General features: G+C 69.3%; 14 protein-coding genes and 3 tRNA genes. 7 read left to right on the top strand and 10 right to left on the bottom strand.

What is annotated here, in order from left to right:
• Positions 1–124: 124 nt before the first annotated feature.
• The 7 genes from AB0I53_RS47830 to AB0I53_RS47800 form a co-directional block, all read right to left on the bottom strand.
• Positions 125–550 carry a MaoC family dehydratase gene (locus AB0I53_RS47830; protein WP_358617407.1) on the bottom strand — a complete coding sequence of 142 codons (426 nt, stop codon included), beginning with the start codon at positions 548–550 and terminating at the stop codon, positions 125–127.
• A gap of 136 nt (positions 551–686) precedes the next feature.
• Positions 687–1,151, bottom strand: coding sequence for a MaoC family dehydratase N-terminal domain-containing protein (locus AB0I53_RS47825; RefSeq protein WP_358617404.1), 465 nt, complete (start codon positions 1,149–1,151; stop codon positions 687–689).
• A gap of 97 nt (positions 1,152–1,248) precedes the next feature.
• Positions 1,249–1,413, bottom strand: coding sequence for a 50S ribosomal protein L33 (gene rpmG / locus AB0I53_RS47820; RefSeq protein ID WP_010315521.1), 165 nt, complete (start codon positions 1,411–1,413; stop codon positions 1,249–1,251).
• A gap of 63 nt (positions 1,414–1,476) precedes the next feature.
• Positions 1,477–1,552: transfer RNA gene (locus AB0I53_RS47815), tRNA-Met, on the bottom strand.
• A gap of 105 nt (positions 1,553–1,657) precedes the next feature.
• A tRNA-Thr gene (locus tag AB0I53_RS47810) sits at positions 1,658–1,730 on the bottom strand.
• A 133-nt stretch (positions 1,731–1,863) separates the two neighbouring features.
• The gene (locus AB0I53_RS47805) at positions 1,864–4,497 is read right to left on the bottom strand and encodes an EAL domain-containing protein (RefSeq protein WP_358617402.1); all 2,634 of its coding nucleotides are present in this window, start codon (positions 4,495–4,497) and stop codon (positions 1,864–1,866) included.
• Positions 4,498–4,810: 313 nt separating this feature from the next.
• Positions 4,811–5,788: an alpha/beta fold hydrolase gene (locus AB0I53_RS47800; RefSeq protein ID WP_358617399.1), complete on the bottom strand. Its 978-nt coding sequence runs from the start codon at positions 5,786–5,788 to the stop codon at positions 4,811–4,813.
• 28 nt (positions 5,789–5,816) lie between these two features.
• Here AB0I53_RS47800 and AB0I53_RS47795 point away from each other — a divergent pair, with 28 nt between their 5' ends.
• Positions 5,817–6,236, top strand: a complete 420-nt coding sequence (locus AB0I53_RS47795) for a TIGR03668 family PPOX class F420-dependent oxidoreductase (protein WP_358617396.1) — start codon at positions 5,817–5,819, stop codon at positions 6,234–6,236.
• A 380-nt stretch (positions 6,237–6,616) separates the two neighbouring features.
• On the opposite strand, the gene AB0I53_RS47790 is transcribed toward AB0I53_RS47795, so the two are convergent.
• Complete coding sequence (locus AB0I53_RS47790; protein ID WP_358617394.1) at positions 6,617–6,874, bottom strand: hypothetical protein; 258 nt, start codon at positions 6,872–6,874, stop codon at positions 6,617–6,619.
• A gap of 104 nt (positions 6,875–6,978) precedes the next feature.
• Between AB0I53_RS47790 and AB0I53_RS47785 the strand changes: the two genes are divergently transcribed.
• The 4 genes from AB0I53_RS47785 to rfbA all read left to right on the top strand — a co-directional run bounded on the left by AB0I53_RS47785 (position 6,979) and on the right by rfbA (position 9,027).
• Positions 6,979–7,287 (top strand): hypothetical protein, encoded by a 309-nt coding sequence (locus AB0I53_RS47785; protein ID WP_358617392.1) that lies wholly within the window; start codon positions 6,979–6,981, stop codon positions 7,285–7,287.
• Between the two features lie 74 nt (positions 7,288–7,361).
• Positions 7,362–7,443 (top strand) — tRNA-Tyr (locus AB0I53_RS47780).
• 191 nt (positions 7,444–7,634) lie between these two features.
• On the top strand, positions 7,635–8,126 hold the full coding sequence (locus AB0I53_RS47775) for a YajQ family cyclic di-GMP-binding protein (RefSeq protein ID WP_358617389.1): 492 nt from the start codon (positions 7,635–7,637) through the stop codon (positions 8,124–8,126).
• Between the two features lie 19 nt (positions 8,127–8,145).
• On the top strand, positions 8,146–9,027 hold the full coding sequence (rfbA, locus tag AB0I53_RS47770; protein WP_358617386.1) for a glucose-1-phosphate thymidylyltransferase RfbA: 882 nt from the start codon (positions 8,146–8,148) through the stop codon (positions 9,025–9,027).
• Positions 9,028–9,146: 119 nt separating this feature from the next.
• Here the strand turns inward: rfbA and htpX are convergent, their stop codons facing one another.
• Positions 9,147–10,022 carry a zinc metalloprotease HtpX gene (htpX, locus tag AB0I53_RS47765; protein WP_358617384.1) on the bottom strand — a complete coding sequence of 292 codons (876 nt, stop codon included), beginning with the start codon at positions 10,020–10,022 and terminating at the stop codon, positions 9,147–9,149.
• A 252-nt stretch (positions 10,023–10,274) separates the two neighbouring features.
• Between htpX and AB0I53_RS47760 the strand changes: the two genes are divergently transcribed.
• Positions 10,275–11,186 (top strand): YceI family protein, encoded by a 912-nt coding sequence (locus AB0I53_RS47760; RefSeq protein WP_358617381.1) that lies wholly within the window; start codon positions 10,275–10,277, stop codon positions 11,184–11,186.
• 63 nt (positions 11,187–11,249) lie between these two features.
• Here AB0I53_RS47760 and ddaH read toward each other — a convergent pair whose 3' ends face one another.
• Positions 11,250–12,104 (bottom strand): dimethylargininase, encoded by an 855-nt coding sequence (ddaH, locus tag AB0I53_RS47755; protein WP_358617379.1) that lies wholly within the window; start codon positions 12,102–12,104, stop codon positions 11,250–11,252.
• Between the two features lie 74 nt (positions 12,105–12,178).
• Here ddaH and AB0I53_RS47750 point away from each other — a divergent pair, with 74 nt between their 5' ends.
• The gene (locus AB0I53_RS47750) at positions 12,179–12,622 is read left to right on the top strand and encodes an Lrp/AsnC family transcriptional regulator (protein ID WP_358617377.1); all 444 of its coding nucleotides are present in this window, start codon (positions 12,179–12,181) and stop codon (positions 12,620–12,622) included.
• The last annotated feature ends 133 nt before the right edge of the window (positions 12,623–12,755 follow it).

Here is a 12,755-nt window from a genome sequence, read left to right as displayed (position 1 = left end):
ACACTGCGAGGGCCTGAGCCCGGTGCAATACCGGGCCCAGGCCCTCGCTGCCTAGACTCTCAATTACCGAGTCCAACTTCCGGGGCCCACTTCAAGTCGCCGGGGGGCGCCTTTCGCGTTCTCGCTACTCGGGGAGGCGGACGGTGGCGCTGGCGCCGCCCAGGACGCCCTGGTCCGCGCTGCGGGCCGTGATGCTGACCTTCACCGTGCCGTCGTCGTTCTTCTTCGCGACCTTGCCGGACAGCTCGACCAGCGCCCCGGTGCCGTCGTCGGGGACCACCACGGGGCGGGTGAACCGCACGCCGTAGTGCACGATCGCGCCCGGGTCGCCCGTCCACTCGCTGACCAGGCGGCCGGCGACGGCCATCGTGAGCATGCCGTGGGCGATCACGTCGGGCAGGCCGACCCCGGTCGCGAACCGCTCGTTCCAGTGGATCGGGTTGAAGTCGCCGGAGGCGCCCGCGTAGCGGACCAGGTCGGCGCGGGTCAGCGGCACGCTCAGCGCCGGCAGCTGGTCGCCGACGGCGACCTCGGACATCCGCACGCTCATGACAGTTCTGCCTCTCCGCGTTTCACAGTCGTGGTTGCGTCCGGCTCAATCCCGCGTTTCGCAGTTTCTTGTGGCTGGTTTGCGTCACGTTCCCCTGAGGTGCGGTTGGGGAGGACTCGGGTTGACACAGGGCTACTCATGCGCCCTCCCCCTCGTCGGCCGCGCCGCGGGCCACCAGCATCGACTTCGCGGTGCACACCGGCTCACCGTCGACGGTGCCGATCTCGGCCCGCACCGTCAGGAAGTCGTTGCCCGCGCGGGCCTTGATGTCGTCCACGTGCACGACCGTGACGAGCCGGTCGCCGGCCCGGATCGGCCGGTGGTGGGTGAAGTCCTGCTGGCCGTGCACCACACGGCCGTAGTCCAGGCCGAGCTGCGGGTCTTCGACGATCGCGTCGTGGGCGGCCATCGAGAGGATCACCGCGAAGGTCGGCGGCGCGATCACGTCCGGGTATCCGGCGGCCTTGGCAGCGTCGACGTCGCGGTACAGCGGGGAATCGTCCTTGATGGCCGCGGCGAACTCGCGGATCTTCTCCCGGCCCACCTCGTAGGCGGCGGTGGGCGGGTACTCACGCCCGATGAATGACTGGTCAAGCGGCACGCCCGCAGGCTACCCGCCGCACCTGGGCGAAACGACGAGAGCCCGCCCCCGGAATCGGGGGCGGGCTCTCGCTGAAGCTGGGATCAGAAACGCTCGATCAACGGGTTTCCTTGTGCAGCTTGTGCGTACCGCAGTTCGGGCAGAACTTCTTCATCTCCAAGCGGTCCGGGTCGTTACGCCGGTTCTTGTTGGTGATGTAGTTGCGGTGCTTGCACTCCTCGCACGCCAGCGTGATCTTGGGTCGGACGTCGGTGGCGGCCACGGGGGTGCCTTTCTCTAGTCGTGCTCCGGAACGGTTCGCTGGAGATCCGCGCGAACCCGTGACTGGTAGCGGTGGCCGGACTTGAACCGGCGACACAGCGATTATGAGCCGCTTGCTCTACCGACTGAGCTACACCGCCATGCTGGGACCTTCGGTGCACGCACCTCGCGCCTCAGCCGACGCAGGATATCCCACGCAAAACAGCCACAGCACCCAGTTTACCGAGCACCGCAGCTGTCTTTCGAGCCCCAATACGGAATCGAACCGTAGACCTTCTCCTTACCATGGAGACGCTCTGCCGACTGAGCTATTGGGGCGTTTCCTTGCGGAACGTCTAGAACTTTACACACCACCCGCACCCCCTCGAAACAGGGGGGTACCTTTTCGCGAAAACGCTGGTCACGGCGGGGTTTTCGGGCCATCGACGGCGCGATCCGGCGAAAACCGGCCTCAGTGCAGGAGTGTGAGGACGGTCTCGGACCGGGCGCCCCGGCCGCGCTTGGTGCGGGCCTGCAGCCACGCCTCGAACCGCTCCTCGGACAGCGGCCGCGAGATCAGGTAGCCCTGGGCGACGTCGCAGCCCATCTCCACCAGCTGATCGCGGGCGGCGTCGTCCTCCACGCCCTCGGCGACCACCACGAGGTCCAGCGAGTGCCCGAGCTCGACGATGGAGCGCACCACCGCCATGTCGCCGAGATCGGTGCCCATGCCGAGCACGAAGCTCTTGTCGATCTTCACCTCGTCCACCGGCAGCTGCCGCAGGTAGGCCAGCGACGAGTAGCCGGTGCCGAAGTCGTCCACCGCCAGCACCACGCCCATCGCGTGCAGCCGGCGCAGCACCGGCAGCGAGCGCTCCGGGTCGGCCATCACGCTGGACTCGGTCAGCTCGAAGGTGAGCAGCTCCGGCGGGATGTCGTGGCGCAGCAGCGCCTCGGCGACCCGGTCCGGGAAGGTCTCGTCGGCGAGGTTGCGCACCGACAGGTTCACCGCGACCGACATCCGCAGGCCACGATCCATCCACTGCCGGATCTTGACCAGCGCGCACTCCATGACGAACGAGGTGAGCGCGTCGACCAGCCCGGTCGCCTCCACCAGCGGCACGAACTCGTCCGGGTCCAGCCGCCCGTACTCGGGGTGCGACCAGCGCACCAGCGCCTCGGCGCCCACCACCTGGCGTTCGGGCAGCGCGACCTTCGGCTGGTAGTGCACCTCGACCTGGCCGTTGTCCAGCGCCTGCCGGAACTGGGTGACCAGCTGGAAGCGGCGCAGGAAGACCTGGCCCATCGCGGGGGCGTAGCCGCGCACGCCGTCCTCGCCGTTGCGGGCCGCCCGGACCGCGACGTCGGAGCGCTGCAGGAGGGTGTCGATGTCGGTCTCGCACTCGCCGTCGGCCGGCGCGGACGAGGCGTATCCGGCGACGCCCGCGGCCTCCACGACGATCCGGTCCAGCGGGTACGGCTTGCCGATCACCTCGCGCAGGTGCTGGGCGAACTCGTGCGCCTGGGCCTCGCTGTGGTCCAGCAGGAGCACCGCGAAGGAGTTCGCTTCGAGCCTGGCCAGCGGCGCCTCGCCGAGTTCGTCCCGCATCCGCCGCCCGGCGGCGACGATCATCCGGTCGCCCCAGGTGTAGCCGAGGGCCTCGCTGACGGTGGTGAGCACGTCGAGGTCCATCCGCAGCACGACCGCGGTGCGCCCGTTGCGCAGTTCCTCGGCGGCCATCTCGCGGAAGCCGGTCCGGTTGAGCAGCCCGGTCAGCGGATCGTGGTAGGCGTCGTGGCGCAGCCGCGCGAGCAGCCGGCGGTTGTCCATCGCGGTCGCGAGGTGGCTGGCCAGGGTGTGCAGCAGTCGCACATCGGCCCGGCCGAAGCCGCGCCACCGGCTGACCCGGTCGTGCACCTCCACGGCACCGAGCAGCTGGCTCGCGCCCCGCAGCGGCACTACGAGCGCCTCGTAGGCACCGCGTTGGCGCAGCGCGCGCCGCACCTCTTCGGGCGCTTCGAGCGTCCGGAAGGAACGCACATGGCTGCCCGGCAGCTGGAGCAGCGGGTCGTCGCGCAGCGCCGAGGGCGCGGCTTGCTGCGCCATCTCCGGCAGCGGCTCGCCCGCGACCAGCGTGCTGACCTCGCCGCTGGGATCCAGCCGCAGCCGCAGCACCACGCGGGTCGCGTTCAGCTGCTCCCGGATCCGCTCCGCGACCGGCTCCCACTCGCTGACCGACACCTTCGGCTCGCCCGCGACGGAGTCGGACGGGCCGTGCTGGGCGGTCTGCCCGGAGCGGGCCACGCTCAGGCTGACGTCGCTGAGCGCCTCCAGGTCGCGCTGCTCGCGCAGCAGGCCGGAGTACGCGCGGTACAGGCCGATCACGGCCACCGCGACCAGCGCCACCAGCAGCCAGCCCCACGGCGTGCTGATCGAGACCTCGTAGCCGACCAGGCCGACCGAGGTGTTGAGCAGGCCCACGGCCAGCGTGTTCACCGCGAGCCGCACCCCGGCGGACACCCGCATCGCGCCGCCCAGCACGTGCAGTGCGGCGAGCGCGAAGGCGCAGCTGATCAGCGGCGATGTCAGGGTGCCGATGACCGGGCCGAACCAGGCCGGGGCCACGTCGACCAGCGCCAGGTTCACCGCGTTGGCCACCGCGAACGGCACCGCGATCTCCAGGCACAGCACGCCCGCGTTGTAGACGACGTGGGTGGCCGCCCGGCGGCCGACCTGCGCGCCGAGCCCGGCCAGCAGGTTGGCCGCGAGCACCACCTCGAACGGCACCGTCAGCAGCCCGAGGATCAGCGGGATCTCGGTGAAGGAGATCGTCCAGCCGACCCGCTTCACGTCGACGTCGATGGTCAGCTGCTCGGCCAGTAGGAAGCCCATCGCCAGCAGCGGGCCGATGAACAGCAGGTCGGGTCGGTAGTGGAAGGGCAGCCAGGTCGAGGTCGCGGCGGACGCGAGGATGCCGACGGCGAGCACCACGAACGAGAAGCCGGTGAACATCCGGCGCCGGACCGGGTCCACTTCGGCGCGCACCGGCGGGCGAGCGGACTCCAGACTGGATTGCGGGCCGAGGGAGCGGTGACGCTCGATCATCCACGCTCCTCCCAAGCCGGCGGCGCGTGCGCACCACACGAATGCCGTGGCAAATCGTGACGCACGACCGCACGGATGGCCAGGGGCCAATGGTCCCCGTCGCATCTGCCGGACGCACGCATCTGCGTTGATGCGGGTGGTTCGCGGCGACATCTTTGCACAGCTTCGCGAGTTGACCAGCAAAGATTTCACAACGACCGCCGAGCGCGACGGTTCTTGGGGCTCGACGAGACGCACCGCAGCACTTTGTGATGATCGCCGCAGCAACCGATCGGGTCGAATACCGTACGCGACCGGCAGAAGCAGACGGTTACTACTGCAGCCCGAACTCGTCGAGGAAATCCCGGACCGCGCGGTCGAGATCCGCCAGCCCCGACTCCTCCACCGGGAGGTGGCCGGTGCCGCTGAGCGACGCGAAGCGGGTGGGCCCGGCGATCCGGTCGAAGAACTGGCGGGACAGCAGCAGCGGCGTCCACCGGTCGTCGTCGGGGTGCGCCAGCAGCAGTGGCGGCCCAGCGTAATCCTCGGGCGCCACCGCGGGCGCGGTGGCCAGGCAGCTGCGGGCGAAGCCGAGCGTGAGCCAGCTGCCGCCGCCGATGGTGTCGGCCCACACCAGGTTGGCGAACTGGCCGTGGTTGGACGCCGCGGCGATGTTCGTCAGCCAGTGCACCGGCACTCGCGCCGTCGCAAACGGCTTCGGGACCAGCGTCAGCAGCCCGGCCCACTGGGCCATCTCCGGCCGGGCCGCGAGCCGCCGCCGGACCTCGTCGCGCTGCGGGTCGGCCAGGCAGGTCGCGATCACACCGGCCACCGCGCCGCCGGCCTGCGCGGCGACGTCGTAGGCGAGCCGGCCGCCGGTGCTGATGCCGAGCAGCACGATCGGCCGATCGTCGCGGGACCGCTCGGACTCGATCAGGTCGAGCACGCAGGAAACCCAGTCCTGGTAGGTGATCCCGCGCCGGGGGGCGCCGGTCAGGCCGAAGCCGGGCAGGTCGGGGGCGACGAATTCGAAGTCCGCCAGCGACGGCAGCCGCCCGTACGGGGCGAGCATGCGGCCGTAGGTGCCGACACCGTGCAGCGCGATCAGCTTGGTCGGGGCGCTCAGGCGCGCGACGCGGTCGAGGTGGACCGCCGTGCCGCGCCACGACCACCACTGCTCGGCGGGGGCGTTCTCCGCGGTGATGCGGAGCGCACCGGGGAAGAAGTCCTGGTAGCGGAGCCAATACTGCTGGTCGCGGTAGCCGGGGCCGACGACGGTGGCGGACCCTGATGTGGATGGAGCCGAAGGCACACTCCGAACATACGGACCGGAACGGACGATGCGCATCAGCCAACAGCAGGCACGCAGCTGGTTCGCGCGGGCACGGGCGGCACGTCTGGCCAGCGTCGATGAGCTGGGACGACCGCACCTGGTGCCGATCGTCTTCGCGATCCGCGAAGATGTGATCGTCACCGCAGTGGATCACAAGCCGAAGCGGACCACGAACCTCAAGCGGCTGCGCAACATCGCCGCGAACCCGCAGGTGGCGCTGCTCGCCGACCACTACGAGGACGACTGGTCCCGCCTGTGGTGGGCCCGCGCCGACGGCGATGCGGAGCTGACCGGCAGCGCGGCGCACCCGGATCTCGTCGCGGCTCTCGCGGAGAAGTACCCGCAGTACCGGGAGAATCCGCCGACGGGCACGTTGATCGTGATCCGGGTGACGAGGTGGAGCGCCTGGTCAGGCGAACAGCCGTGACCGCCCAGATCGATCATTTCCGCTGGTCACGGGCCCGTGAGTCTTTTGGGTCGCTATAGAGGCTGTTTGGGATGTCGTGCTGTGAGGTGTGGTAGCGCGGGGTTTTGTCTTTGAAGCGGCGCAGCCGCTTAGCCCACCTACTCAGCTTGCACCGCCGCGGGTTCTCAGGTGTCTTCTCGCGAGGACAACCCCGACGTGGTGAATTGGCATTCATGATGTCGGGGATCCCACAGCGAGAAGGCGACGGTAAATCCCGCAGGGGGGCCGCCACCCGCACCGCCACGCAGAGCAAGTTTGGAAACAGGCTCTATAGCAGCCCAAAAGACTCACGGCCCCGCACCTGCAGGAACGCCGCTCCAGAGGCGATGCGGCGAAGAGTTCTACGCGCGCTTTCGTTCCAGGTGGACGACGTCCGAGTCGAGATCGAGCGGGCCGCCCGCCTCCCGGTCGTCCTCCTTGACGATCTCCACCCAGGCCAGCTGTTCCAGCTGGTGCTTGGCTCCCGCGCTGAACAGGCCCTCGACGCCCAGCGCCGCCGAGGCGGTCCGGCGCTGCTCGGCGGGCAGCTCTCCGGTGGGCGGCTCCGCGGCGCGCTGCTCCTGCCGCCGCTTCGCTCGACCTGCTCGATCAATGGCCATCTGCCCAGGCTAGCCGGGCCGTGGTGCCGCCGACCGGCGCTGCCGAGAAGACGCCAAGCCGCGCCCGGCGGCCGCCGGGCGCGAGTCAACTAGGCTGCGGATTCGTGCCCGATCCGTACTTTGTCCTGGTCAGCACGGCGGAACTCGCGGATCTGGCGAGCGCGCTGGACGTCGTCGACGGCCAGGCCGAGCTCAACCACCGCTACCGCAAGCTGATCGCCGACTCCCGCCAGGTGCTGGCGGCCGACGAGATCCGCCTCACCCAGGCCCGCGGCCTCGCGAAGCGGCTGATGGTGCTGGCCAAGGCCGCCGGCCCGGGCTTCCGCGACGGGCTGCCCGAGGCGGCCCGCGAGGCGCTCGACGCGGGCCTGGCCCAGGCCGATGCGCTGGTCTTCCACCCCGAGCCGGACTGAGCCGGAACCCCCTGAAATACCAGTGGCGGCCGGTATGTATTATTTCTTCGCAAGCCAGCGCTGCTGGTGCGCACGCCAGGTTGCCCGAGCGGCCAAAGGGAGCTGACTGTAAATCAGCCGGCAATGCCTTCGGAGGTTCGAATCCTCCACCTGGCACCCAACCGAAGATGCCCCTGTGACCAGACCGGTCGCGGGGGCATTTTCGTTTGCGCGGTTCGCGCTCGATGCCGGGGACTAGCGCGAATCGACTCCGACTCGACCGGCCTCCGGTCTGCTGCGTCGGCCGGTAGCGTGTGGCGGCAGAACTTCGCAGCTCGCGCTGCTTCGGCTCAACGGGAGGTAGTCAGGTGGCAAACCCGTCCTTCGACGTGGTGAGCAAGGTGGACCACCAAGAGGTGGACAACGCGCTGAACCAGGCGGCCAAGGAGCTCGCCAACCGGTTCGACTTCCGCGGCACCGGCTCCAAGATCCAGTGGTCGGGCGAGAACGGCGTGGTGCTGGAGTCGGAGACCGAGGAGCGTTGCAAGGCCGCCATCGAGGTCTTCAAGGAGAAGCTGATCAAGCGCGGCATCTCGCTGAAGGCGCTGGACATGGGCGAGCCGGCCAGCTCCGGCCAGATCTTCCGGGCCACCGGCAAGGTCGTGCAGGGCATCACGCAGGAGGTCGCGAAGAAGATCTCCAAGAAGATCCGCGACGAGGGCCCGAAGGGCGTCCAGGCCCAGATCCAGGGCGAGCAGCTGCGGGTCTCCGGCAAGAAGAAGGACGACCTGCAGGCCGTGATCCAGCTGCTGAAGTCCGGCGACTTCGAGGCCCCGCTGCAGTTCGAGAATTTCCGGTGACCACCGCTGGAGGATCCAGGTGAAGGGGATCGTGCTGGCGGGCGGCAACGGGACGCGCCTGCATCCGCTGACGCAGGTCGTGTCCAAGCAGCTGCTCCCGGTCTACGACAAGCCGATGATCTACTACCCGCTGTCGGTCCTGATGCTGGCCGGCGTCCGGGAAGTGCTGCTCATCTCGACCCCGGAGGACATGCCGCTGTTCCGGCGGTTGCTCGGGGACGGATCCCAGTTCGGCATCCGGATCGAGTACGCCGAGCAGGCTCAGCCCAACGGGCTCGCCGAGGCGTTCGTGATCGGCGCGGACTTCATCGGCGACGACCCGGTGGCGCTGGTGCTCGGCGACAACATCTTCTACGGGCAGGGCTTCTCCCGGGTTCTCCAGCAGTGCGTCCGCGATCTCGACGGTTGCACGCTGTTCGGCTATCCGGTTCGCGACCCGCAGCGCTACGGCGTCGGTGAGGTGGGCGAGGACGGTCGCCTGGTGTCCATCGTGGAGAAGCCGGTGGAGCCGAAGTCCAACATGGCCATCACCGGCCTGTACTTCTACGACAACGACGTGGTGGGCATCGCCAAGGGGCTCGCGCCGTCGGCCCGCGGCGAGCTGGAGATCACCGACGTCAACCTCGCCTACCTGCGGGAGGGCCGGGCGCGGCTGACGCAGCTCGGCCGCGGCTTCGCCTGGCTGGACACCGGCACCCACGACTCGCTGGTGGAGGCCTCGCAGTTCGTGCAGGTGCTGGAGCACCGGCAGGGCGTGCGGATCGCCTGCCTGGAGGAGATCGCCCTGCGCATGGGCTACATCTCGGCCGATGAGTGCTTCGAGCTGGGCACCAAGCTGGCCAAGTCGGGCTACGGCGAGTACGTCATGGACGTCGCCCGCCGCTCCGGCGCCGTTGGTTGAGCCCGCGCGCTCCGCTGCCCGGACGAGCTTTTGCCTGGTGAATGCCCGTGAGTACTTTGTGCTGCTATAGCAACTCAAAGTACTCACGGGCTTTGACCTGCGAAGATTCGGCCGTTCGGTTACCAGGCCGGAGGTAGTTGGTGGCCCGCCATGCCTTCCAGGCGGCGGATCCGGTCGGCCATCGGCGGGTGCGTGGAGAACAGCTTCGCCAGCCGCTCGCCGGGGCGGAACGGGTTCGCGATCATCAGGTGCGACTGCGACACCAGCTGGGGTTCCGGTGACAGCGGCGCCAGCTGGGTGCCGCGCTCCAGCTTGCGCAGCGCGGACGCCAGCGCCAGCGGATCGCCGGTCAACTGCGACCCGGACGCGTCGGCCTGGTACTCGCGGGAGCGGCTGACGGCCATCTGCACCACGGCGGCGGCGATCGGGCCCAGCAGCGCCACCAGCAGCATCGCGAACGGGTTGGGCCGGTTCTCGTCGTTGCCGCCGAACATGCCGAAGAACATCCCGAAGTTGGCCAGGAACGTCACCACGCTGGCGAGCGCCCCGGCGACGCTGGAGATCAGGATGTCGCGGTTGTAGACGTGCGAGAGCTCGTGGCCGAGCACGGCCCGCAGCTCGCGCTCGTTGAGCAGTTCGAGGATCCCCGCCGTGCAGCACACCGCGGCGTTGCGCGGGTTCCGGCCGGTGGCGAAGGCGTTGGGCGCCCGCGTCGGGCTGATGTAGAGCGCGGGCATCGGCTGCCGCGCCGAGGTCGCCAGCTCCCGCACGATCCGGTACATGGCCGGTTGCTCGGCCTCCGACACCGGCCGGGCGCGCATCGCGCGCAGGGCCAGGTTGGCCGAGTTGAAGTACGCGTAGCCGTTCATGCCCAGCGCCACGAAGAACGCGATGACCAGGCCGGTCCGGCCGAAGATCGACCCGACCAGCAGGACCAGCGCGCTCATTCCGCCGAGCAGCAGAGCGGTCTTCAAACCGTTGACGTGACTGTGCACCGTGCCTGCCTCCGCCCGAGGACCCACCCGGTTCCCGACCGGGACGGATGGCCTCCCAGGACACCTTTCCACGTAATCCGAAGGTCACCCAGAAAACGTCTCGGCGCGAGTCGTAGTTCCGCTGGGCGGATGTGCTGAAGCCAACGTCGCCGGGTGGCCTGGCCGCCGGGCGCCCGGGCTTACCATGGTCAGTTAGTTGAAATCACAACCTTTATCCGGTTCGGGGACCGGAGGAGCAGAAGAGGGCAACAAATGATCTTCGCCAGGCTGCGTCGCCGTCACTCGACCGGCAAGGGCACGCCGGCGCGAACCGGCTCGTCCGGCGGCTTCCTCCCCCCGACACCACTCGACAGCGGCCTGCTGACCTGCCAGGTGCACGACGAAAGCGGCGGGCTGCTGCCCGGCGCGACCGTGACGCTGCTGGACCGGCTGAACCAGCGGGCCGCGCACGGCACCACCGACAGCTACGGCTGCTTCGTCTCCTCGATCGCTCCCGGCACCCACAAGATGTCGATCAGCGCGGGCGGCTACCGCCGGTACACCACGCGCGTGGAGGTGCGGGTCAACCAGCACTGCGCGCTCGGCGGCATCCGCCTGGAGCCCGACGCCTCGCTGGAACTGCCGCGCCCGGGCCGGTACCGGTTCGACCCGTACCACACCGAGGTCCGGTTCATCGCCCAGCACATCGGCATGTCCAAGATCCACGGGATGTTCAAGAACTACGACGGCGTGGTGGAGGTGGCGCCGCGGTTCGAGGACTCGCGGATCCAGGTGGCCATCGACGCGGCCAGCATCGAGACCGGCGTGAAGATGCGCGACGACCACCTGCGGTCGGCTGACTTCTTCGACGTGGAGAACCACCCGCGGATCACCTTCACCAGCGACCGTTTCACGCACCTGCGCGCCGACCGCTGGATGATCAGCGGCCGCCTGGCGCTGCGCGGCACCAGCAGCCCGGTGCAGCTGGCGACCACCTACCTGGGCCAGCGGAAGTGGCAGGGGCCGGGCTTCGACGGCGACCTGCGGGTCGCCTGCCACGCCACCGCGACGCTGCGCCGCGAGGACTACGCGGTCAACTGGCAGGCCACCCTGGCGAAGGGCATCGCCGTGGTCGGCCCCACCATCAGCATCGAGCTCGGCGTGCAGGCCGTCCTGGAGCAGTAGGCAGGCGGCCACGACGAAGGGCGTCGCTGCAGGTCAACGACGCCCTTCGCTTGCCCCGCCCCCTCAGGCGTGCAGTTCCATCGTGCAGCACTTCGGGCCGCCGCCGGACTTCCGGAGCTCGGAGATGTCCAGCAGGACCGGCTCGTAGCCGCGGGCGGCCAGCTGCGCGGCGAGCCCGGTCGCCTCGGCCGGCAGCACCACGTGCCGCCCGTCGGACACCCCGTTCAGGCCCAGGCAGGCGGCGTCGTCGGCGTCGGCGATCACGGCGTCCGGGAACATCCGCTCCAGCACGCGGCGTGACCCGGGCGAGAACGCCTCCGGGAAGTAGGCGATCTGCGCCCGCTCGCCGCGCTCCAGCACGAACAACGCGGTGTCCAGGTGGTAGTAGCGCGGATCGACCAGCCGCAGCGAGACCACGGGCACCCCGAGCACCTCCTGGGCCTCGGCGTGCGCTTCGGGGTCGGTGCGGAATCCGCTGCCCGCCAGCAGCACCCGGCCGGTCCAGGCGAAGTCGCCCTCGGCCTCGTTGATCCGGGACGGCATCACCAGGTTCCGGTAGCCGCGGGTGACGAACCAGCGCCGGAAGTGCTCGGCCTCGGCGGCCCGCTGCGGCGCGCGGAACCGAGCGCCCAGCACCCGGTCGTCGATCACGGTCGCCGAGTTGGCCGCGAACACCATGTCGGGCAGGCCCGGCTGCGGCTCGACCACCTCGACGACGTGCCCGAGCCGTTCGTAGGCGCGCTTCAGCTCGGTCCACTGGACCATCGCCAGATCGGCGTCCACCGGTTTGCCCGGGTCCATCCACGGGTTGATCGAGTACTCGACGGTGAAGTACTTGGGCGCGCACATGACGTAGTGGCGCGTCGTGGCTTGCAGCGGCGCGAGGGTCTCTAGAGCCTGACCGGCGGTAACCGTCATGAATCGAAATCTAAGTGTTCTCCAGACCGTCCATCAATAACGCTACGTTCGTTTTTTACGGCAGAATGTTGCGTATGGACGCCTTGGACCAACGAATCATTTCGCACCTGGTGGCCGACGCCCGGGCGAGCTACGCGGAGATCGGCTCGGAGGTGGGCCTGTCGGCGCCCGCGGTGAAGCGCCGGGTGGACAAGCTGCTGGATCTGGGCGTGCTGCAAGGGTTCACGGCCGTCGTGGACCCGGAGGCGCTGGGCTGGGGAACGGAGGCGTTCGTGGAGGTGCACTGCGACGGCAACGTCCCGGCGCACCGGATCCGCAACGGCCTGGAACCGCTGCCGGAAGTGGTCGCGGCCTACACGGTGTCGGGGCAGGCGGACGCGATCGTGCACCTGCGGGCGGCGAACATCCACCACCTCGAAGAGGCGATGGAGCGCCTGCGGTCGGTCCAGTTCGTGAGCCGAACGGTGTCGACCGTGGTGCTCTCCCGGCTCCTGGAACGCCAACCCCAACCGGAGTGAGGAGAAGACCCCGTGTGCGTTTCGTGCTGCTATAGAGCCTGTTTGAGAACTCGTTCCGCGCAGTCGCGCATCCCCGCTGGCTGGTGTGGAGCGAACGGCCTGTTCGCCTCGATAGACGAGGTAAACGGTCCGT

This window comes from Saccharopolyspora sp. NPDC050389 (assembly GCF_040655595.1).
Lineage (GTDB): Bacteria > Actinomycetota > Actinomycetes > Mycobacteriales > Pseudonocardiaceae > Saccharopolyspora.
This window is presented reverse-complemented; position numbering and strand designations above follow the sequence as displayed.

Coding starts and splice junctions, on each gene's coding strand:
- AB0I53_RS47795 (WP_358617396.1), top strand. CDS start 5,817: ATGCGCATCAGCCAACAGCAGGCACGCAGCTGGTTCGCGCGGGCACGG.
- AB0I53_RS47805 (WP_358617402.1), bottom strand. CDS start 4,497: ATGATCGAGCGTCACCGCTCCCTCGGCCCGCAATCCAGTCTGGAGTCC.
- AB0I53_RS47750 (WP_358617377.1), top strand. CDS start 12,179: ATGGACGCCTTGGACCAACGAATCATTTCGCACCTGGTGGCCGACGCC.
- AB0I53_RS47790 (WP_358617394.1), bottom strand. CDS start 6,874: ATGGCCATTGATCGAGCAGGTCGAGCGAAGCGGCGGCAGGAGCAGCGC.
- ddaH (WP_358617379.1), bottom strand. CDS start 12,104: ATGACGGTTACCGCCGGTCAGGCTCTAGAGACCCTCGCGCCGCTGCAA.
- AB0I53_RS47830 (WP_358617407.1), bottom strand. CDS start 550: ATGAGCGTGCGGATGTCCGAGGTCGCCGTCGGCGACCAGCTGCCGGCG.
- AB0I53_RS47760 (WP_358617381.1), top strand. CDS start 10,275: ATGATCTTCGCCAGGCTGCGTCGCCGTCACTCGACCGGCAAGGGCACG.